The organism is Clostridium sp. UBA5988 (assembly GCF_002435615.1).
Classification (GTDB): Bacteria; Bacillota; Clostridia; order Clostridiales; family Clostridiaceae; genus Clostridium_J; species Clostridium_J sulfidigenes.
Window position 1 is genome coordinate 10767 of the sequence record NZ_DJBA01000058.1, and the last position, 21325, is coordinate 32091.

Genomic DNA, 21325 nt, shown 5'->3' on the forward strand with positions numbered 1-21325 from the left:
AAAAAGATAGTGTGCTTGTAACTGAGTCACTGTTTAGTTACAAAACATTATCTTCCTATAGTAAATCAAAACATGTAGCAATCCCTACGGGTTCTCGCAGGGTAGGTTCATATAATATCGAAAGAATTAATAACCTTCATAGCAAAGTGGAAAGTTTTATGAGGACCTATAGAGGTGTATCAACTAAATACCTTAGTAATTATATGTTTCTTTTTAAATACATAGAGTCGAAATGTGAGGCTACGCCTATATTTTTTAGGGGCACAAAGCCTTATTTCAGCACGAACTTTAAGGGTCGTCCACCAATATTCTCATAGCATGTATATTTTATCACTGTAATTTTCAACAGAGCCAATTTATATTAAGTTTATTACAAACAATTTAAATTAGGGATATAAAAATTTTTTTACACGCTCAATAGAATTTTCATCTCCAACAAAATAAAATATATCATTTTCTTGAAAAACTGCGTATGGTCCTGGCGACATAAGTAAAGAGTCATTTCTTCTGATTGCAATTATTGTTGCTGAAGTATTATGCCAAAAGTTTATATCAGATACAGATTTATTAATATAAGGTGTAGCAGATGTTATGTCTACTTGAAATGGTGTAAATGGATTTACAGAGCGTAATCTATCAGTTTTATCTATTAGATCAGAAAGACATCCATATAAGAATTTTATTTCTTTTTTTTGTCTTTCAACACTATCAATAATATCCTGCTTTAGATTACTTATAGTATTAATATTATCATATTGTTTAATAAATTTTATAGCATTTTCGTAGGATTTTATAGTAACTCCACTACCTTTGGAAGTATCCACAATATTTAAGTCTGATAATACACAAATAGCACGCCTTGCGGTTTCAGATGAGACACCATATTGACTTGCAAGAGAAGATCTTGCATAAATCTTATCACCAACTTTATAATGACCATCAACGATTTTGGCTGCAACATCAGCAGCTATTTGTTGATATCTAGGGCTTGTTATTTTAAATTTATTTTCCATAATAATTCTCCTATAACTATATTAATAACAAAATTAAATATATCATATTTAATTTTAAATTAGTATATATAAGTACAAATAAAATCAGCATTCCACTTTATTATAATGAATTGACATAGAATATAATAGTGATATACTTTAATTAACATCTTCCATAAACGTTTACACTTTGTAGGGAGTAAGTTTACTTTTTGAACGTAGCAACAGTTTAAAGAAAATATTAAAGTTAATTTTAATATTTATATAGACGATATTAATAGTATATATTCTATTATATTGTAATAAAAGACTAAAATTAAAAAAAAATAAAATTTTGTAGAAAAATATATTTTGAAATTTTAGTATTTTGTATTATAATAACATTAAAGAACAAATTTTTCATGCTATATATTAACAATTTAATATATATAAATAGTTTCATTTAAAATTTCCCTATAATTTTAAAAGAACTAGACATTAAACAAGACACAGACAGAAAAGTCTACCATATAGATGGTAGGCTTTTTCTGTCTGTGTCTTGCTTACTAAAGATAAAGATTTAAATTATTAAAATAGAAAAAAGTAATTGATAAAATATATTGAAATTAATTGTTGGTTATTATAATGTATACATATTAAAATGATTATATCTATAAGGATTTAGGAAGGGAGTTACTATGAATAAGTGTAAAAAGTTTATATGCGTATCTGTAGGGTTGATATGTTTTACACTTGGAGCCATAGGGATTATATTACCTATACTCCCTACAACACCATTTTTGCTGTTAGCGTCTTTTTTCTTTGTAAAAGGGTCTGAGAGATTTGATATTTGGTTCAAGAACACAAAGATATATAAAAAACACCTAGATAGTTTTGTAAAGGAAAAAGCAATGACATTAAAACAAAAGATGACTATATTGTTATTTGCAGATTTTATGATGGCATTTCCACTTATAATTTTAGATAGTTTAGTTATAAAATGCATTATTATTTTGATGATAATAATTAAATATTACTATTTTTTATTTGTAATAAAAACCATTAATAATTAATAGTTTTAAACTTCAATTGACAAGTTGGTAAATATATATATAATTATAAGTATAATAGCTAAATGCAAAGAAAAGGAAAGTAACTTTAAGAATACTTATACAGAGAGCTTTCATTGGTGAGAAGAAGCAAAGGATATTAAAGAGAAAATGGCCTTGGAGCAGTGCACCGAGATTTAATATTAAGGCTGCAACGGGTTCACCCGTAATAGTGATAGAGTATAACTATAAACAGGATTTTTATGAGAAATTTTATCTATGTACTAGTCATGGAATAAGTTTCATGTAAGAAATTTTAATTATAGCGTACTTGAAGAGATTTATATTGTGAAATGTAAATGAAGTAGGATGGTAACACGAAGTTTTAACTCTCGTTCCTAAGATTAATTTCTTAGGAGCGGGAGTTTTTTAGTTTTACTCCAAATTTGTGATTTGGAGAAGTGAAAAATTAAATAGTATAAGAGGAGGAGAGTAGAATGAATATTTTAATTGGAGGAGCATGGCCATATGCCAATGGTTCATTGCACATAGGGCATATTGCAGCATTACTGCCTGGAGATGTTATAGCTAGGTATTATAGAGCAAAAGGGGATGATGTATTATATATTTCAGGAAGTGATTGTCACGGAACACCTATTTCTATTAGAGCAAAAAAAGAGGGTGTACTATCTGAAGTTATAGCTAATAGATATCATGAGGAATTTAAGTATTGTTTTGATAAGTTAAATTTCAGTTATGATTGTTATTCAAGAACTGATGATAATCAGCATAAAGAAGAAGTAAGAAGGATAATTATAAGTCTATATGAAAAAGGATTAATATATGAAAAAAAAGTAAGTCAAGTTTATTGTGAGGAGTGCAAGCAATTTTTACCTGATAGATATGTAGAGGGAGTATGTCCACATTGCAATAGTATTGCAAGAGGTGATCAATGTGAAAATTGTTCAACCCTTCTAGATCCCTTAGAGTTAAAGGATAGACAGTGTAAATTATGTGGTAGTAAGCCAGTAGTAAAATCCACTAAACAATTATACTTTGCATTATCTACTTTTGAAAAGGGACTTAGAAAGCATTTAGAAAGGTCTAGAAAAGACTGGAGAATAAATGCAGTAAATAGTACAGAAAGATACTTAAATGAAGGCTTGAAAGATAGAGCTATTTCTAGGGATTTAGATATAGGAATAGATATACCAATTAAAGGATTCGAAGATAAGAAAGTATATGTATGGATTGATGCTGTATTAGGATATTTAACTGTAAGTGAGAAGTGGGGAAAAGAAAATAATAAAAATTGTAGTGAGTATTGGAATAGTAGCAGTATTTCATATTATATTCATGGGAAAGATAATATACCATTTCATACAATCATACTTCCAGCATTATTAAGAGGAACAGGACCAGAAAGAAATCCAGATAAGGTTATTTCTAGTGAATATGTGACTTTAGAAGGAAAGAAAATATCAACAAGTAATAACTGGGCAATTTGGGTACCGGATATAGTAGATAGATATAATAGTGACTTAATAAGATATTTCTTCATTTCAAATGGACCTGAAAGAAGAGATACTGATTTCACTTGGAGGGAGTTCATAAATAAAAATAATGGTGAATTATTGGGAGCTTACGGAAATCTAGTTAATAGAACTTTGGTATTTGCTAAGAAGAATTTTAATAGCAAGGTACCAAAAGGAAAAGTTGAAGAGTCAATTAAAAGTACTATAGAAGAATTATATAAAAATATTGGTGAAAATATAGAAGAAGGGAATTTAAAATCTGCCATAGAAAGAATATTTACATTTATACGAAGTATAAATAAATATTTTGATGAAGAAATGCCTTGGATTACCATAAAACAAGATAGTAAACAGTGTGAAAATACTATTTATAATTGTTTATATGCTATTGTAAACCTAGCAAATCTTCTAAATCCATTTTTGCCAGAGTCCTCAGAAAAGATTAAAAGTTGGTTTTATTGCGAAGAAAATAGGTGGAAAGAGATTGAATTAAATTCAGGAGTAAATATAAGTGATTTTCATGTTTTATTTGAAAGACTAGATAAGAGTATTGTTGATGAAGAATTAAGTAAATTAGAACAACATGGAAAAGATATTAAATCTACTTAATATCCATTAATAAAACATTTTGGAATATTATGATATAATTTATATGTTAGTGTATTATTAAAATTTTTGATAACTTCTTTTGTAAGAATGGGTAAGAATGGTAACTTATAATTTACTATAGTTTTACATTTAAGAGTTGGGAAGTGAGTATAAAATGGTGGATAAATATAAAGTAGTAACTTTATGTGGAAGTACGAAGTTTAAAGAGGATTTTATAAAAGTTCAAAAGGAGTTAACTCTTCAGGGGATAATTGTAATATCAGTAGGATTATTTGGCCATGCAGATGGTGAATTTGGAACTATAATTACAGATGAAGTTAAAATTATGCTAGATGATATTCATAAAAGAAAAATTGATATGGCAGATGAAATCTTTGTTATAAATAAGAATGGGTATATAGGATGCAGCACTAGAAGTGAAATTGAATATGCCAAGAAACATGGCAAAAAAATAGTTTACTTGGAGCCCAATTATGAATAATTACTAATGAAAAATAATATATTTAGGAGTGAGGTTATGTTATTAGAGAAAGTAGATAGCATTATATTTGATTTAGATGGAACTATGTGGGATTCATTAGATGCTATTGTAGAAATATGGAATGAAGCTATAAAGGATTTTAATGATATTGATGCAATAATTACAAAGGAAAAATTAAAATCAGTAGTAGGGGTACCAGTTATAGAGATAGTAAAGGCTCTTCTTCCAAATTTACAAGAGGAGCGAGCAATTGAATTTATGAATTATTGTTGTAAGAAAGAAAATGAATATTTACCGATTCATGGAGGAATTCTTTTTCAAGGACTAGAAGAAACCTTAAAGAAGCTTTCACAAAAATATAAGCTATTTATAGTTAGTAACTGTCATCATGGGTATATAGAAGCTTTTTTTCATGCCCATAACATGAAAAAGTATTTTATAGATTTTGAACACCCAGGTAGAACAGGACTTACAAAGGGTGAAAATATAAAGATTATAATTAATAGAAATAGTTTAAAGAATCCTATATATGTTGGGGATACACAAGGTGATAGAAATGCAGCTAGGTTAGCAGGAATACCTTTTGTGTATGCATCTTATGGATTTGGGGATGTGGAAGATTATGATTATAAAATAGATAGGTTTCCAGAACTAGTAGATATGTATTTTTAGACAATAAAAATATATAATCCCAATGAAAATATATAATTTTTTCATTGGGATTAGTTTTTAATATTACTATTCTAATTAGTTGAATTTTTATTTATATTTAAGCAAACAATAACTCCAATGGACATACAAATAAGTATGAGTAAAGATGATATTTCAGTAGATATAACATCAGATGTGCTTATTAAAGTTAATAATTTTGATTGAATATTAACATCAAATCCTAAAAGCATAGAAATAGATGAGACGATGGTAACTATTAGAGATAATACAGATAATCCACAGATTATTCCGGTAATTATACGAATTAAATTTTCTTTTCTTTTCATATAACTGTTATTTAGATAAGTTTAAAGTATTATCTAAAATCCTCCTTGCCTTTAAGTTGTAAAGTAATTATAACATTTTTTTAAACAATATTAAACCTATGAATATAATATAAGTAATTATACTATGATGGGGAGGAAATTATGGATTATATAGTAGTGTTAGAAAGGCTTATAGTAGGCGTTATAATAGGGGGGCTTGTTGGATATGAAAGGGAATTTAAAAATAGTCCAGCAGGGTTTAGAACTCATATATTAGTATGCTTAGGAGCTACAATTATTTCTTTAATAGCAGAGTATGATCTACAAAAAATCATGATTATCGCGCAAAATCCTATGTATGCTGAAGTTCTAAAAGTTGATACAGCTAGATTAGGAGCTCAGGTTATAAGTGGTGTTGGATTTTTAGGTGCTGGTACTATTTTAAGAGATAAGGGATCGGTAAGAGGTTTAACTACTGCCGCAACTCTTTGGATTGTGGCATGCTTAGGTTTAGCGGTAGGAAGAGGACTCTATGCACTATCCTTAACATCAGCCGTAATCATATTTATAATACTAAGCTTATTTAAAAAAGCTGATAGAGTTATACAAAAAGAAACAAAGTGGAGAATAAGGTTTAGGAAAAAAGAAAAAGAAGATGAAGTTGATGAAGATTATAATATTACTGAAGGAAAAAATAGTGAGGATGTTATAACTTTATACGAGAAAGTAAATGAGCCAATAAGTAGAGAGTAGTCTCTACTTATTGGCTTTATAATATCAGTATTAACCACCATAAATAGTATCCCACCAGCTTTCATCTGGTTTACCATCAGACATAAGTCCCTCTGCAACCCAAGTATTACTTTTTTTACTATAAAATATATATAGCCACCTGACGGTTACACCTTTATCGAAGGAAGAATTTCCTGGTTCTTTAACGTTTATTTCTAGTTCGTAATAAGCTTTATTATTTCTTACTTCAGCATTACGTATTTTTACATAGTCAATATCTATTTCATTCCATATTTTTTGACCTTCTTCTAAAGTAGTACTATTAGAAGAATTGACTGTGTAATTGTAAATGAAGGAATATTCTTTGTTTATCATAGCATTCATATATAAGTTACAAAATTCTTCAGCGGAGCTAATATCATAGTTTATAGATGTAGAATCATTAGTTTGCAGTGAATGAGAATCTAAATTTTGTGGATTATAATATTTTTTATTTGGTAATATTTCTGTCAATGGAGTAAAAATAGAAACAAGCCATTTTTTATTTTTATTTATTAGCTTAATTTTTCCTTCTAGAGTTTGCTTTTCCTTGTATCCATCATTATATATTATATTAATATCAGCATTATATTTGTAATAAGCTTCGGTATCATTATCACTAGAATCTTTATCAAGAATAATGTTAGATATGGTAGTTGTATATTCATAGTCCTTAGCCATTTTTATAGAAGATAAGGGGAATCTATTTGAAATAAGTTCATCACCTAATTGAGAAGTAATAGAATCACCTATATTTTTTAAACAAGCTTCTCTAATTTTAGTTTCATCTTCAGGAGAAAGTGTAACAATACCTGTCTCCCCATTAGAAGGAGCACGTCCTTCAAGAGAGCTTTCAAAAAGTTTAGAAAGTTGATCTGTTAAAGTGTAGTCTGAAATATTATAGTAATTTTCTATAAAAGATTCAGCAACGGCTTTATCAGGAGAAGGATTTACTCTTTCGCAAGCAATTAGGGAAAATATAACGATACTAAAGAAAAGTATAATATATAACAAGGAGATACCATTAAGTTTTTTCTTCCTATCAAAAATATTTTTAAATCTTTTGTTCATGTTATCTACACCTCCATTAAAATTGGTTGAAAAAGTATTAACAAGTATTATCACTCCTACAAATGTAGTATATAATTATATTCTACATTTGTAGAAGGTTTATATCAAGAAATAAATGTAAAAATGTATAAAATTTACAATTCATTTATGTATTAAAAGGTATGTTATAGAAAATAAAAGTCGGGAAACTAATTATTTTTATAATGTACAATTTGAAAAAAAATAATTGAATATATTTACATAAAATATAATAAATGTGATATAATTAATATTATTAAAAACTGATGAGATAGTCAGGATATAGTTTTGCGTTTAATATAAAAATTGTATTTATCTAAATATTTTAATTAACAATAACTTTATGGAGGTTATAGTATGAAAAAAACTGCAATTTTAACTATAAGTGATAAAGGTTCTGAAGGACAGCGTATAGATGAGACAGGGCAAGTGTTAAGGGAGTATTTAGAAAAAAATAAATATATAGTCCATTATTATAAAATTATACCTGATGAAGTTGTAGATATAAAAAAAGAACTTATATATATATGTGATGAATTAAATATACCCTTGGTAATTACTAATGGAGGAACTGGATTTTCAAAGAGGGATGTAACTCCAGAGGCAACTTTACAAGTTATAGAAAAGTATGTACCTGGTATTGGAGAATTTATGAGAATGAAGTCTATGGAAATTACACCAAGAGCTATGCTGTCTAGGGGAATTGCAGGTCTTAGAAAGAATTCTTTAATTATAAATCTACCAGGAAGTCCTAGAGGTGCTAAAGAAAATATAGAATTTATTTTACCATCTTTAGATCATGGAATAAAGATTTTATCTGGAGAAACTTCAGAATGTGCTAGGAGTGAAGTTGATTTATAGGGGGTATAAAGGGAGGAGTATTTATGGAAGATTCCCATGGACGTAACATAAATTATTTAAGAGTTTCTCTTACGGATATGTGCAATTTAAGATGTATGTATTGCATGCCAGAAGGAAAGTGTAATCAAAATTATGTTAGTTCGAAAATGTCTATAGAAGAAATAGATTTAATTATTAGAATATTTGCTGAATGTGGTGTTGAGAAAGTTAGATTTACTGGTGGAGAACCGTTGATTGTAAAGGATATTTCTAAGATTATATATAATGCATCCCAAGTTAAAGGAATTAAAGATATATCTTTAACTACTAATGGCATATTTTTGAAGGATAAAATAGATGAATTAAAGAAGGCAGGGTTAAATAGAGTAAATGTTAGTATGGATACATTAAAGGAAGACAAGTATGAAAGAATAACAGGACGCTCATATCTTAAAAAAGTTAAAGAAGGTATAGAAGTATGTTTAGATAAGGGCATTACTCCGGTAAAAATTAATGTGGTGCTTATGAAAGGGATAAACTTAGACGAGGTTGATGAGTTTATTAAAATTGCAGAGAAAATGCCTATAGATGTGAGGTTTATAGAATTAATGCCTATAGGAGCAGGTACAGAGTTATTTAAAAATCATTTTATACCCTATAAGGATATAGTAGAGTCACATCCTAATCTCATACCTGAAGATCATAGAGTATCTTCAACGGCAGAACTTTATAAAAGTAGTAAGGGAAAAGGGAGAATTGGATTTATTAGTCCTATAAGTTGTAATTTTTGTAGTGAGTGTAATAGAGTTAGATTAACTGCTGAAGGTGGAATTAAGTCTTGTTTGCATGGTGAAGAGGAAATTAATATTCTATCATATGTACGAGATTTATTAAAAAAATATAATTTATCATACTGTGATTTACGAGAGAGTAGAGAATATAGTATTCTTAAGAAAAAGATTTTAGGAGCTATGTATAATAAGCCATTAGGACATAGACTATCTATGGAAGGAAAAAGTAGAAGCAATAAGCAAATGTTTCAAATAGGAGGATAACTTATGATTAAAAATGTTCAAATAGATGAAGGATTCACTCATATAAATAAGCAAGGAAGAGCTAGAATGGTAGATGTTAGTGAAAAGAAAAAGACAGATAGAGAGGCAATAGCCTGTGGTTCTATTTATATGAAGAAATCTACTTTAGAAAAAATAGACAAAGGGGAAATTATAAAGGGAGATGTACTTTCCGTAGCTCAAGTGGGTGGGATAATGGGAGCAAAGAAAACTTCAGATATAATTCCCATGTGTCATTCTATCATGATGTCAGGGTGTGATATTACCTTTCAGCTAGATCATGAGAAAAGTAAGGTAGATATAATAGCTACAACTAAAACAATAGGGGAAACCGGTATAGAAATGGAAGCCTTAACAGCGGTATCCATAGCAGCATTAACTATATATGATATGTGTAAGTCAGTAGATAAATCAATGGTTATAAGTGATATTAGGCTACTTCGAAAGATTGGTGGAAAATCTGGAGAGATTAATTATTTTTAAAGTTAGGAGAAGATGGTTATGGCAAAGGTTATTAGTATAAATATAAGTACTGAGAAAGGGGTTATAAAAATACCTATAAAAAGAGGTTTCTTTAAGATCGACTTCGGATTAGAAGGAGATGCTCATGGTGGTAATTGGCATAGACAAGTTAGCTTGTTAGGAGATGAAAGCATAGATAAGCTTAGAGGGAAAATAAATAAAGAATTAGTCCCAGGAGTGTTTGCAGAAAATATAACAACACAAGGAATAACTTTATATGAACTACCCATAGGAACAAAGCTTTCCATTGGGGAAGTTATTATGGAGGTGACACAGATTGGAAAAGAGTGTCATAAGGGCTGTGAAATAATGAAGACCACAGGGGAGTGTGTTATGCCTAGAGAAGGAATTTTTGCTCAAGTATTAGAAGAAGGATGGATAGAACCCGGTGATGAGATTTCTGTAATTAAGTATTGGAAAGCTTAAATTTAATTATTAATAGAATTTGTCATAACATTGATTGTAAAATTGATGGTTTCGGATCTATGTGTTTAAAATCCGAATTCGTTAAAAAGATATAAGATATAATTAACTCTACAAAAGAAAACCTCCATGAATTATATGTAGTTCATGGAGGTTTTCTTTTCTTATTTTAATCTAAACACTACGGTAACAGGGTTATGATCAGAGTATTTAAAATCTTGATCAGTACCTTTAGTAGAAATAATTTCAATATTATCAGATACTAGAAAACCATCAATTATTGAAGTTAGATTTTCACCCTTAATATAAGGAGTAGCTACAGTTCTAGAAGTAGCAATGGTCTTGTCATAGGCCCAAGAGTAACCGCTGGGAACAAAATCCTCAGGAATATCTTGTAACCACTCAGGCCATTTTTCAGTAGTAGTAAAATCGAAGGCATTAGTACCTGGAATTTGTTGATTCCAATCGCCACCTATAATTACATAGTTTCCTTTCAAATATTCTTCTTCTAAAATAGATTTAATATATCCAAGTTGTACTTTACGTATAGCACCACCTTTGTCATATGCAGAAAGATGAGCGTTTATAGCAACTAACTCCTTACCATTATCTACAGCCAATCTGTTTATTACCATAGCTCTATCTAAATCAGCTAATTGAACAAAGAATGAAGACTTACCGGGTAAATCATGTCTAGTAGCAGATTCTAGGTTGAATTTAGAAAGTGTTGTAAGCCCAGCAAGAACTTGTCCGTGAGGTTTAAATATAGGTATAGGAACCCATGGAACTTTATAATTTATAGCAAAGTTTGTACTATAATCACTAAAACTTTTCTTAATTCTTTCTAGCTGATTAACTTTGTAGCTCCTAGTAGCCTTTACGTCTACTTCTTGTAGAAATATTATGTCAGAGTTTAAATCTTTAATTATCTTTTCTATGACAGCTAGATTTTCCAATACCTTTTTTTCGCTTGTTCCTCTAGACATAACTCCACCATCCATAAAGAAATCCACTGTATCGTCCATTGTACCATATCCGATATTGAAGGTAGTTATGCTTAGATCTGAATTAGTTTTAATAATTTCATCTTTGTTATTTTCTATATCAATAACAGTTTTTTCTTCAGGTTTATAATCTGTAACTATCATAAAAACTATATATGTAGCAAATATAACTACAAGGGCTAAAAGTATAGTTGTTGATATTTTTAATATCTTTTTTCCCATATAATCCTCCTAAAAATAAATAATGTAATACTATTTTAACATGGAAACTATGGACAGAGTAAAAAACTTATATTAAATCGTTTTGACAATTCTCTTATGGATAATCTACTACATTAGGGTCTAGTCAAAAAAAAGTTTATATTGTAAAATAAATGTCTAGTTTTAATAAAGTTTTATTTTATTGTATAATTAAGTGGAAAGTTTTAAGAATTAAAAATAACTATAAATATAAGTAAATTTATCCGATGACTACCCGCTCTAATACTCCCATCTTCTTCAAAGTGGGAGTAAAGAGCGGCTACGACCCTGGATAACGATTTCTAACCTTCAGAGGGAGTAAAAACTCCCTCTGAAGCAAAGAACTCTGTTTATTTAAGTAAGAGAAAATAAGTAAGGTGTGAGAGAAGTGGCTAAGGTTATTATTGCGGAAAAACCATCCGTGGCAAAGAATATTGCAGAAGCTTTAAATATAAAAACTAGAAAAGATGGATACTTTGAGGGTGAGAATTATTTAGTTACATGGGCGTTTGGTCACTTATTACAACTATATGATGCTAAAGATTATGATGAAAGTATGAAAGGATGGGAGTTTTCTAAATTTCCATTTATACCTAGTGAGTTTAAATATAAGATAAAAAGTGATTCACTTAATAGAAATATTACTGATAAGGGAGCTGAGAAACAGCTTAGTATTATTAAATCACTTATAGATAGAGAGAATGTAGATGGAATAATATCCGCCACAGATTTTGATAGAGAAGGGCAGGTTATAGCAGATGAATTATTTATATATTTCAATGAAGAAAAGCCTGTATATAGACTTCTTTTAAATGAGTGGACTCCAGATGAAGTAAAAAAGGGTATGGAAACCTTAAAGCCTAATAGAGAAATGAAGTCCTTACAAGATGCTGGAATAGGAAGGCAATGGGCAGATTGGGTTATTGGGATAAATCTTACATCTGTGGCAACTTTGAGATATAAATTTGAAGATGTTAAGATGCTAAACATAGGAAGAGTGTTATTGCCAACTCTAAAGATAATATATGATAGGGATATGGAAATTGAAAACTTTGTGGCTACTACTTATTATAAGTTATCGGCTACCTTTAAGACTAAGGCTAATGAAGAGTACGAAGGTCTATATTATGAAAATGATTCAGAAAAATTTGAGGAAAAGTCTTATCTAAGTAATATAGGTAAATTACTACAAGGACAAAGAGCAGAGATAGTTGATAAGCAAACAGAGAAGAAAAGAGAATATCCACCTTATCTATTTAACCTATCAAATCTTCAAGGTCATGTTACTAGTAAATTTAAAGGATGGACTTCGGATAAGGTTTTAAAGGTTGCCCAGTCTCTTTATGAAAAAAAGTTTATTACTTATCCTAGAACTGCCAGTATTGTTCTGGAAGAAAGCTTAGAGGATAGAACAAGGAAGGTTTTGGAGAGTCTTAAAAAGGGTCTTCCATACGAAAATCAAATAAAATTTGCAAAAACTAAAAGGGTTTTTGATAATTCTAAGGTTGAGAGTCATAGTGCTATAGTTCCAACTTATATAAAACCAAGTAGTCTTAGTGCTGATGAAGCAATTGTTTATAATGCAGTGAAAAATAGATTTATAATGCAATTTATGCCTATTGCTGAATTTGAAGAAACAAAAATTACTGCTAAGGTTTATGATGAAAATATTAAAGGTGTATTTGTTTCCAAGGGTAAAGTTCAAATTGTTGAAGGTTGGCGTGTGGTAGAAAAGATAGAAACTAAGGACACTATACTTCCTTTAGTTATGGAAAAGGAAGTAGTGGATATTGTAGGAAATAAAGTTAACACTGTAACAAAGAAACCACCTAAAAATCATACAGAAAAGACTTTGTTAAGGGTTATGGAAACCTGTGGTAAGAGTTTAGGAAAAGAAGAAAATAATGATGAGGATGAAAACTCAACAGAAGATAATTCAGAGGAAACTTCAGAAGAATTAATGAAGTCTATATTGAGTGGTTTTAGTATTGGAACACCAGCTACTAGAGCTGAAACTATTAAAAAACTTAAAGATATAGGATATATTACTACTAAGGGAAAAAACTTAACTTGTACAGAGTTAGGTAGGACAATGGTAGAGATGTTTCCTGTCAGGGATTTATTTGACTTAGAATACACAGGTAAGCTAGAAAAAACTCTATCAGATATAGAAAAGGGAACTGTAGAAAAGGATACTTTTATAAAGCATATTTGCGATTTTACTAGTACATCTGTAGAGATTATAAAAAAGGATACATCAATGTTATCTAAAATAAAGATAGAGCTTTCTCCAGGTACTGTTAGTGTAGGTAATTGTCCTATATGCGGAAATCCAGTAGTGGAAGGAGAAAAAAGCTTTGGATGTAGTAACTGGAAAAATGGTTGTAAATTCACTATTTGGAAGAATGATAAATACATTGAATCCTATGGCAAGAAAGTTACAAAAGAAATGGTAGAAATACTTCTTAAAAATGGTAAAGTAGGATTTAGAAATTTGAGAAGCAAGAAAGGAAATACCTTTGCTGCTTATTTTAGATATGAAAAGAATGAAGAAACAGGTTATTTAAGTTGGAAGATGGAATTTATTTAAAAAGATAAGAAAGAAATTATATTTACACTATAGATAACTAAAGTAGACTCATTATCAATTGATAATATATTGTACAAGAAAATTGTTGAGAAAACTCACAAAATAAGCATAACTGAGTATTATAGTAATATATTTTATCTGATGTATAGCCATATCATTGTTGATTTTCGATATTAAGGAAAAAGATAATAGTGGTTTAACATTAGACTAAAGTCAATTGATAATGGAGGAAATTTATGGAGGAAAGAACAAGTATAGGTGTAGGAGTTAGTAAAAATACAATCTTAGTTAATGCCATTTTAGGAATAATCAAAGTATTGGCAGGGATTATGTCTAGTAGTAATGCTATGATTGCAGATGGTATCCATTCTTTTTCTGATGTGATTAGTACTATAGGAGTAATAATAGGACTAAAGCTTTCTAATAAACCTGATGATAAATGCCATCCTTATGGACATGAAAGAATTGAAAGTATTTCTTCTTTGTTTTTATCTATAATGCTTTTTGTGGTTGCTATATCTATAGGATATTCTGGTATTAAAAATATTGTTTTAGGAGAAATAAAGAATCCAGGAATCCTTGCTATTTGGGCTGCTATATTGTCTATTATCGTTAAAGAGTGGATGTATTTTTATACAATAAAATATGCTAACAAAATAAATAGTTCTGCTCTCAGAGCAGATGCTTGGCATCATAGATCAGATTCTTTTTCTTCAGTGGGAGCTTTAATTGGAATAATTGGAGCTAGAATGGGATGGCCAATTTTAGATTCAGTAGTTGCCATAGTTATTTGTGTTGTAATTATAAAAGTAGCCTGTGATGTATTAAAGCAAAGTATAAATCAATTAATAGATACTTCTGCAGATGAAGAAATTATAAGTGATATCAATGAAAAACTTCAGACTATTGAAGGCGTAAGACATATTGACAGTATAAAAACCAGACAACATGCTAATAGAGTATATGTAGATGTAGAAGTGTCTGTAGATTCAAAACTTACAGTAGAAGAAGGACATGACATAGCAATAATCATACACCATGGTGTCGAAAAAAACCATAATATTAAGCATTGTATGGTTCATATTAATCCTTATAAGTATAATTAACATGAACATTAAACTAAAGGGATGAATTATATTTAACTTAAATAATTTTTTGGCTTAAATAAGCGTGAAAATACTATATGCAATATAATTTTGTATTGCATATAGTATTTTTTTTAGTAAGGGGTTACGTTTAATTATAGTCTATTTAAGTTCAAAAGATTGGCAGTCTGTACATTCAACTACTGTAGGATTTTGTTCATGAGTTCCTACTTTAATTTGATTTAATGTACAGTAGTTTTCGTTACGATTATTGTACTTGCAGTTGTTGATTGTACATTTAATAGATTCATTTTTATCCATTTTAATTCACTCCTTAAAAAGTTTTTGTATTAACTACAAAATTAGTATGGCTTTTATATTTGTTATTATTCATTGTAAAGTTTCTTAAAAATATAAAAAATTATTTTGTAGTGTAATTAGAACCAAATTGAGAACGACAGAATTCTATGAAATAGCCTTGAGGATGTAGACAAACAGGACAGGATTTAGGAGCTTCCTTCCCTTCATATATATATCCACAATTAGTACAAAACCATTGAATTGATTCATCACGCCTAAATAAAGTCTCTTCTTCTAATTGCTTAGCAAAATAATTAAATCTATCTCCATGAATTTTTTCTACAGAAGCTATATTACTAAATAATGTAGAAATAGCATTAAACCCTTCTTCTTTAGCAATTTTAGAAAAATTACTATAAACATCATCGTATTCTTCATACTCATTGTGATGAGCAGCTTTTAATAGTTTTAGAGTTGAATCATATAAGTCTACAGGATATGCACCATTTCCTATTTCTATATTATTTCCAGCTTCTTCTTTTAATTTTTGATAGAATTGATTAGCGTGAGCCATTTCTTGGTTTGCAGTATAATTAAATACTTGCTCAACTATGTAAAGTCCCTCTTTTTTTGCAAAACTTGCAGCAATAGTATATCTATTTCTTGCTTGACTTTCACCAGCAAAGGATCTCATTAAGTTAATGCGAGTTTCACTATCTTTAAAATTCATTTTTATTACCTCCAAATTTTTAAATCTTATTACTAAGTTTCCAAAAGTAGAGTAATTTTATTCATAACTTTTAAAAGTAAGTTAAAGCAAGAGTTAAATTGATACGAGAACATTATCAGAGTTAGATTATATAAGTTGAAATAGTATGTACTTAGAATCTGATAAAGATAAAGAGCGTATGAAGTAGAATTAAATGTTAATACAGTAGGTATATGTACATTACTTCAATTTATAGACATTGATTTAAAATAGAGTGAAAGATATAATAAATCTATCTGTGGTTTTATATTTTCATAGCCCATGAAAATATGAAAAATTTACTGCTGAGGGACAAAAGTAGTAATTAAAAATTTCAGGGAAGGTAGGAATAATATGAAATTAAGTATTATTAAAAGGGATTCAAGAGTTAAAGACTTTGATATGGAGAGAATACATATAGCCATTAAAAAGGCTTATGAAGAAGTCCATGGAAATGACTTTGTGTTTAAAGAACATTGGAGTGACTTAGAAATTAACATAGAAAAAACTATTATAGAGTTAGGAAAAGAAGAGCTGTTTATTGAAGAAATTCAAGACATAGTAGTTAAGGCTTTAAATAATAAAGATAAAACTGTATCAAAGGCCTATGAAGATTATCGTGAAAAGCGTAGAATTGCAAGAGATACTAATGGTGATACATATAAAAAATTAGATAAGGTACTTCAATGCTCTGATATTATGAACTCCAATGCTAATGTGGACGAGCATAGTTTTGGTGGTCGTAAATTTGAAAGTGCAAATGTAATATTAAAAAGGTATACCCTAGATAAGGTAATAAAGCCTGAAATAGCAAGGGCACATATTGAAAATAGATTATACATACATGACTTAGATAGTTATGCTACGGGAATGCATAATTGTAGTTTCCCAGATATAAAGAAGCTAGTTAACAATGGATTTATTACTAGAAATGGGGATGTAAGAGGAGCTAATGGACTATCTACAGCATTTCAATTAGTAGCAGTAATATTCCAAATACAAAGCCAAGAACAATTTGGAGGTACAGGAAGTTGCCATATAGATTATGATTTAGAAGAGCAGGTGGATATATCTTTCAAAAAGCATTTTTCTGATGCACTTTTTTACTTTGAAGATAAAGAAGTAAGCTGGAAAGAGTTAGATTCTGAAATATGCGTAGAAAATAAAGAAGAGCTAAAGAAGAAATATCCTAAGTTAACAGCTTTTGCATTAAGAGAGCTAGATAGAGAGGGTATGCAATCAGCTCAAGGCCTATACCATAATCTGAATACACTAGAATCAAGACCAGGTTCCCAAGTACCATTTACATCTATAAATTTAGGAAGAAGAACTACAGTTGCTGGTAGAATGCTTACTAGATGGCTTATGCTTGCTAGTATAGATGGAATAGGAAAACATCATAAAACAAGTATATTCCCAATAGCAATCTTCCAATATAAAAAAGGGGTTAATGATACAGAAGAAACTCCAAACTATGACTTAAAGAAGTTAGCTATAGAATCTATGTCTAAAAGAATATATCCTAACTGGGTAAACTGTGATTGGAGTAAGAATGTAGAAGATTTAAGTAATCCGGATACAGCTATGGCAACTATGGGATGTAGAACCTTGGTTGGATTTGATAGACATGGTATGGGATATTCAAAGGTAGGAAGAGGAAATGTTACTCCAGTAACAATTAACTTGGTAAAAATAGGTATAAAACATGGGATATGTTTAGGAGAAAGAGAAGAAGCTGATTTTGAAGGTTTTTGGAATGAATTAAATGAGCTTTTAGAACTTTCAGCTACAGCCTTAGTAGATAGATTTAAATATATATGTTCACAAAGTGCTAAATCAGCACCTTTCATGTATAGAAATAAAAGTATGCTAGGTGGAGAATATGACTCAGACACTTGTATTTATGATGTAATGAAACATGGAAGCCAAGCTATAGGATATGCAGGTATTGCAGAAATGTGTCAAGCTCTCTTTGGAAAAGATCATGGTGATGATAAGGATGTTCATAAGTTTGCATTATCGGTGGTAGAAAGAATTTCAAAGTTTGCGGAGGAAGCTTCAGAAAGATATGATTTAAACTTTGGTTGTTATGCAGCACCAATTGAGTCTACTTGTGGAACTATAATAACAGGAAATAGAGAAATTAAAGGTTTAAGGGATGAATTTGGAATTATAAAAAATGTAACGGACAGGGAGTGGATAACTAATTCACATCACATACCAGTTTGGAAAAATATAGATGTGTTTACTAAGTTACAACTTGAGGCTCCATTTACTAAATATCCTACTTCAGGATGTATAACTTATGTAGAATTAGATAGTTCTGTAGTAGATAATCCAAAAGCAATAGAACAAATAATAGATTATGCCTTTAGCTTAGATATTCCTTATTTAGCATTTAACTTCCCTATAGATACTTGTTTAAAGTGTGGCTATCAAGGAGAATTTAATGATAGATGTCCAATTTGCCATAGTGAAGAAATAGAACAACTTAGAAGGGTTACAGGATATTTAACTACAGATTATCGCAACTTTAATAAAGCTAAGCAAGCTGAAGTTAAAGAAAGATTTAAGCATAGCACTATAACTAAGCTATAGAAAGGACAGTAAAAAGTGATTGATACTATAAGGTTAATAGGGTATAATCCCTGTTCTTTAAATGAAGGAATAGGTCTTAGGGAAGTGTGCTATATAGCAGAGTGTACACATAAATGCCATGGGTGTCACAATGAAAAGTATTGGTATGAAAAAGGGGATTTATATAAAATAGATGAGGTTGTAGATAAGCTTACTAAAAATCCAATTACGGGTATAACTATAAGTGGTGGAGATGGACTAACTGTTCAATATAAAAATACCTTAGAATTACTTAAGAGATTAAAAGAAAAATCTAATAAGAATATATGGTTATATACGGGTTATACTTGGGAGCAATTATTTGAATTAAATAAAGAAGAAGTTTTAAATTATGTAGATGTAATTGTAGATGGGAGATTTGAAATAAGCGAAAGGGATGTAACTCTAAAATTTCGAGGAAGTAGCTCACAAAGAATTATAGATGTTAAAGAAAGCCTTAGTGAAAATAAGGTTAAAGAGTTTAAGTTATAAAAATTAATATAAGAGCATTAGAAAGAGGAGAGACGCAATGAGAACAAGAGGATTTGAAATAGTTACAGATGAGAAAAGAAAGCATCCGCAGGAAGACATACAGTTACCAACAAGGGGAAGCAAGCATGCTATAGCATATGATATATATTCACCTATAAATGTAGTTATAGAGCCTATGGATAAGCAATTAATATGGACAGATGTAAAGTCATATTTTCAACCAGGGGAAGCTTTGATTATTAATGTTAGAAGTTCTATGGGAAGTCATCCAGTTTTAATGGCTAATGCTCAAGGCTGGGTAGAATGTGACTATTATAACAATCCTAAGAATGATGGGAATTTGGGAATAAATCTTTTAAATCTAGGAAAAGAGCCTTATATAATTAAAAAAGGTGATAGAATAGCTCAAGCTATGTTTATACCTTTCTTAGTAAGTGATAACTGTAATACTGAAGAGGAAAGAGTTGGAGGTTTTGGTAGTACAGGTAAATAATAAGTTTTAATAGGTGTATTTATTTTTTAGAACATGGGCACTATATTCTTAATCTTTTATTAACGCTTATAAAGGTAGGGATATGGTAAATGAAAAGAACTATGATAACAGTGGTAAGTTGGACTTTAATTATTTCAGCTATTTCTATGGTATATTTTTTTAATATTATTGAAAGAAAAGAAAATGAACCCTCTGTAGAGGCTATGGTAAGTGATAATTTATTAGTTAATAATAAAATCATTGAGCATATAGGCTTAGCAGAAGAAGCTTTAAAGGAGTTCGGGGCTATGAGTAGTGAAGAAGCTGCAAAGCTTTGGGCAAAGGGAATGATGACTAGAAATGGAGTACTTCAATACGCTGTTATGAATAAGGAACTTCAGCAAGATTTTAAAGATCATCTTTCTAATGAAAATAATACATCATGGGTAACAGGGACTTCAAGTCCATGGATTACTAGTTATGAAATGATAGACCAAGTTGATGTAAGTAGCAAGGTTAAATTGCATAAGATAAAATTCAATTTAGCTACAGCTGAGGGCAAGGAGAAACCAGTCTATAACACATTAACTATCATGTACAATGATAATAAATGGGCTATTTCTAGTATAAGGTAGATTAACTTTGTAGATAAATATATTATAAAGAAGTTCTTATTTATGATGATATATAAGAACTTCTTTTGTTTTGAGGTTTATTGTAGTAAATAAGCTTAAAAAATAGTATAATTGTGTAGCCTAAGTTAATAATGTGGAAATAAACAATAAACTTAAGTATTAAATAAGTAATGTTGCTATATAATTTAAAACATAGAAAAATTTAAAATGTAAAATAAGGGAGACCATTATGAAAATAAAACTAAACTCCAATATTGCTAAAAGAACCATATCTAATATTATTGTAGTTTCAGTAGGGATTATACTGTTTTTTATAATAAAAAATCTAGGAGGTATTTTTAATAAAGCAGGAGAAATAATTAAACTATTAATGCCATTTATATATGGTTTTGCTATGGCATATTTATTAGCTATACCATTAAAGTTTTTAGAAGATAAAGTTCTTAAATTTATGGACAAGAAAAATCAGTACAAAGCAAAAAGGTTTATTTCAATAACTATTACATATATATCTGCAGCTATATTAATTAGTATTGTATTTTCGATATTAGTTCCGGAGCTGAGTCGTAGCATATATACACTTTTAGAAAATATACCTGAATATATTAAGGCTCTAGAGGAATACATAAATAATATAGTTATAGCTTTGAATTTGAATGGGGATATGGTAGAGGATATAGTAAAAGATTTTAATAGCATATCTAAGTATATAACAAGTATTGCAGGCACAGCAGTGTTGGATTTATTCCAATTCTCTGCTAATATTACTCAATATATACTAAACCTGAATTATTCACCGAATT

At 29.4% G+C, this 21325-nt stretch carries 23 protein-coding genes and 1 pseudogene; 18 read left to right on the top strand and 6 right to left on the bottom strand.

Annotation, left to right across the window (positions count from 1 at the left end):
- Positions 1 to 317 (top strand): annotated as a pseudogene (locus tag B3J31_RS12915) (hypothetical protein); the annotation flags it as partial.
- A 69-nt stretch (positions 318 to 386) separates the two neighbouring features.
- Here B3J31_RS12915 and B3J31_RS12920 read toward each other — a convergent pair.
- Positions 387 to 1013, bottom strand: coding sequence for a TrkA C-terminal domain-containing protein (locus B3J31_RS12920; RefSeq protein ID WP_150843516.1), 627 nt, complete (start codon positions 1011 to 1013; stop codon positions 387 to 389).
- Positions 1014 to 1669: 656 nt separating this feature from the next.
- Here B3J31_RS12920 and B3J31_RS12925 point away from each other — a divergent pair.
- The 4 genes from B3J31_RS12925 to B3J31_RS12940 all read left to right on the top strand — a co-directional run bounded on the left by B3J31_RS12925 (position 1670) and on the right by B3J31_RS12940 (position 5317).
- Positions 1670 to 2044, top strand: coding sequence for a DUF454 family protein (locus B3J31_RS12925; RefSeq protein WP_150843517.1), 375 nt, complete (start codon positions 1670 to 1672; stop codon positions 2042 to 2044).
- 473 nt (positions 2045 to 2517) lie between these two features.
- Positions 2518 to 4164, top strand: coding sequence for a methionine--tRNA ligase (gene metG / locus B3J31_RS12930; RefSeq protein WP_346868291.1), 1647 nt, complete (start codon positions 2518 to 2520; stop codon positions 4162 to 4164).
- Positions 4165 to 4318: 154 nt separating this feature from the next.
- Positions 4319 to 4645: a hypothetical protein gene (locus B3J31_RS12935; RefSeq protein ID WP_346868290.1), complete on the top strand. Its 327-nt coding sequence runs from the start codon at positions 4319 to 4321 to the stop codon at positions 4643 to 4645.
- Between the two features lie 36 nt (positions 4646 to 4681).
- Complete coding sequence (locus B3J31_RS12940) at positions 4682 to 5317, top strand: HAD family hydrolase (protein ID WP_346868289.1); 636 nt, start codon at positions 4682 to 4684, stop codon at positions 5315 to 5317.
- Between the two features lie 71 nt (positions 5318 to 5388).
- Here B3J31_RS12940 and B3J31_RS12945 read toward each other — a convergent pair whose 3' ends face one another.
- Positions 5389 to 5643, bottom strand: coding sequence for a hypothetical protein (locus B3J31_RS12945; RefSeq protein ID WP_150845690.1), 255 nt, complete (start codon positions 5641 to 5643; stop codon positions 5389 to 5391).
- Positions 5644 to 5784: 141 nt separating this feature from the next.
- Between B3J31_RS12945 and B3J31_RS12950 the strand changes: the two genes are divergently transcribed.
- Positions 5785 to 6375 carry an MgtC/SapB family protein gene (locus tag B3J31_RS12950; protein WP_150845691.1) on the top strand — a complete coding sequence of 197 codons (591 nt, stop codon included), beginning with the start codon at positions 5785 to 5787 and terminating at the stop codon, positions 6373 to 6375.
- Positions 6376 to 6405: 30 nt separating this feature from the next.
- Here B3J31_RS12950 and B3J31_RS12955 read toward each other — a convergent pair whose 3' ends face one another.
- Positions 6406 to 7464 carry a hypothetical protein gene (locus B3J31_RS12955; RefSeq protein ID WP_346868288.1) on the bottom strand — a complete coding sequence of 353 codons (1059 nt, stop codon included), beginning with the start codon at positions 7462 to 7464 and terminating at the stop codon, positions 6406 to 6408.
- Between the two features lie 375 nt (positions 7465 to 7839).
- On the opposite strand from B3J31_RS12955, the gene B3J31_RS12960 reads away from it, so the two are divergent.
- The 5 genes from B3J31_RS12960 to B3J31_RS12980 are packed head-to-tail and all read left to right on the top strand — an operon-like array spanning position 7840 to position 10438.
- On the top strand, positions 7840 to 8343 hold the full coding sequence (locus B3J31_RS12960) for a MogA/MoaB family molybdenum cofactor biosynthesis protein (protein WP_346868287.1): 504 nt from the start codon (positions 7840 to 7842) through the stop codon (positions 8341 to 8343).
- A 23-nt stretch (positions 8344 to 8366) separates the two neighbouring features.
- Positions 8367 to 9377: a GTP 3',8-cyclase MoaA gene (moaA, locus tag B3J31_RS12965; protein ID WP_346868286.1), complete on the top strand. Its 1011-nt coding sequence runs from the start codon at positions 8367 to 8369 to the stop codon at positions 9375 to 9377.
- A gap of 21 nt (positions 9378 to 9398) precedes the next feature.
- On the top strand, positions 9399 to 9878 hold the full coding sequence (gene moaC / locus B3J31_RS12970) for a cyclic pyranopterin monophosphate synthase MoaC (protein ID WP_207656789.1): 480 nt from the start codon (positions 9399 to 9401) through the stop codon (positions 9876 to 9878).
- Positions 9879 to 9896: 18 nt separating this feature from the next.
- Entirely contained in the window at positions 9897 to 10343 is a 447-nt protein-coding gene (locus tag B3J31_RS12975) for an MOSC domain-containing protein (RefSeq protein ID WP_346868285.1), read from the top strand.
- Positions 10331 to 10438: a PhnA domain-containing protein gene (locus tag B3J31_RS12980; protein ID WP_414632083.1), complete on the top strand. Its 108-nt coding sequence runs from the start codon at positions 10331 to 10333 to the stop codon at positions 10436 to 10438. The genes B3J31_RS12975 and B3J31_RS12980 overlap by 13 nt, the downstream gene beginning before the upstream one ends.
- A 66-nt stretch (positions 10439 to 10504) precedes the next feature.
- Here the strand turns inward: B3J31_RS12980 and B3J31_RS12985 are convergent, their stop codons facing one another.
- Positions 10505 to 11566, bottom strand: coding sequence for an endonuclease/exonuclease/phosphatase family protein (locus tag B3J31_RS12985; protein ID WP_346868284.1), 1062 nt, complete (start codon positions 11564 to 11566; stop codon positions 10505 to 10507).
- A 406-nt stretch (positions 11567 to 11972) separates the two neighbouring features.
- Here B3J31_RS12985 and B3J31_RS12990 point away from each other — a divergent pair, with 406 nt between their 5' ends.
- Both B3J31_RS12990 and B3J31_RS12995 read left to right on the top strand, forming a co-directional pair.
- Positions 11973 to 14174 carry a type IA DNA topoisomerase gene (locus B3J31_RS12990; RefSeq protein WP_346868283.1) on the top strand — a complete coding sequence of 734 codons (2202 nt, stop codon included), beginning with the start codon at positions 11973 to 11975 and terminating at the stop codon, positions 14172 to 14174.
- A gap of 236 nt (positions 14175 to 14410) precedes the next feature.
- Positions 14411 to 15280 carry a cation diffusion facilitator family transporter gene (locus B3J31_RS12995; RefSeq protein WP_346868282.1) on the top strand — a complete coding sequence of 290 codons (870 nt, stop codon included), beginning with the start codon at positions 14411 to 14413 and terminating at the stop codon, positions 15278 to 15280.
- 141 nt (positions 15281 to 15421) lie between these two features.
- On the opposite strand, the gene B3J31_RS13000 is transcribed toward B3J31_RS12995, so the two are convergent.
- Both B3J31_RS13000 and rbr read right to left on the bottom strand, forming a co-directional pair.
- Positions 15422 to 15580 (bottom strand): DUF1540 domain-containing protein, encoded by a 159-nt coding sequence (locus B3J31_RS13000; RefSeq protein ID WP_150845702.1) that lies wholly within the window; start codon positions 15578 to 15580, stop codon positions 15422 to 15424.
- A gap of 100 nt (positions 15581 to 15680) precedes the next feature.
- On the bottom strand, positions 15681 to 16289 hold the full coding sequence (gene rbr / locus B3J31_RS13005) for a rubrerythrin (RefSeq protein WP_150845703.1): 609 nt from the start codon (positions 16287 to 16289) through the stop codon (positions 15681 to 15683).
- Between the two features lie 372 nt (positions 16290 to 16661).
- On the opposite strand from rbr, the gene nrdD reads away from it, so the two are divergent.
- The 5 genes from nrdD to B3J31_RS13030 form a co-directional block, all read left to right on the top strand.
- Entirely contained in the window at positions 16662 to 18905 is a 2244-nt protein-coding gene (nrdD, locus tag B3J31_RS13010; protein ID WP_346868281.1) for an anaerobic ribonucleoside-triphosphate reductase, read from the top strand.
- Positions 18906 to 18920: 15 nt separating this feature from the next.
- The gene (gene nrdG, locus B3J31_RS13015) at positions 18921 to 19415 is read left to right on the top strand and encodes an anaerobic ribonucleoside-triphosphate reductase activating protein (protein WP_346868280.1); all 495 of its coding nucleotides are present in this window, start codon (positions 18921 to 18923) and stop codon (positions 19413 to 19415) included.
- A 37-nt stretch (positions 19416 to 19452) separates the two neighbouring features.
- Positions 19453 to 19908 (top strand): dUTP diphosphatase, encoded by a 456-nt coding sequence (locus B3J31_RS13020; RefSeq protein ID WP_150845706.1) that lies wholly within the window; start codon positions 19453 to 19455, stop codon positions 19906 to 19908.
- 89 nt (positions 19909 to 19997) lie between these two features.
- Entirely contained in the window at positions 19998 to 20522 is a 525-nt protein-coding gene (locus tag B3J31_RS13025; protein ID WP_150845707.1) for a hypothetical protein, read from the top strand.
- 229 nt (positions 20523 to 20751) lie between these two features.
- The coding region (locus tag B3J31_RS13030; RefSeq protein ID WP_346874077.1) for an AI-2E family transporter at positions 20752 to 21325 on the top strand (574 nt) is incomplete at its 3' end.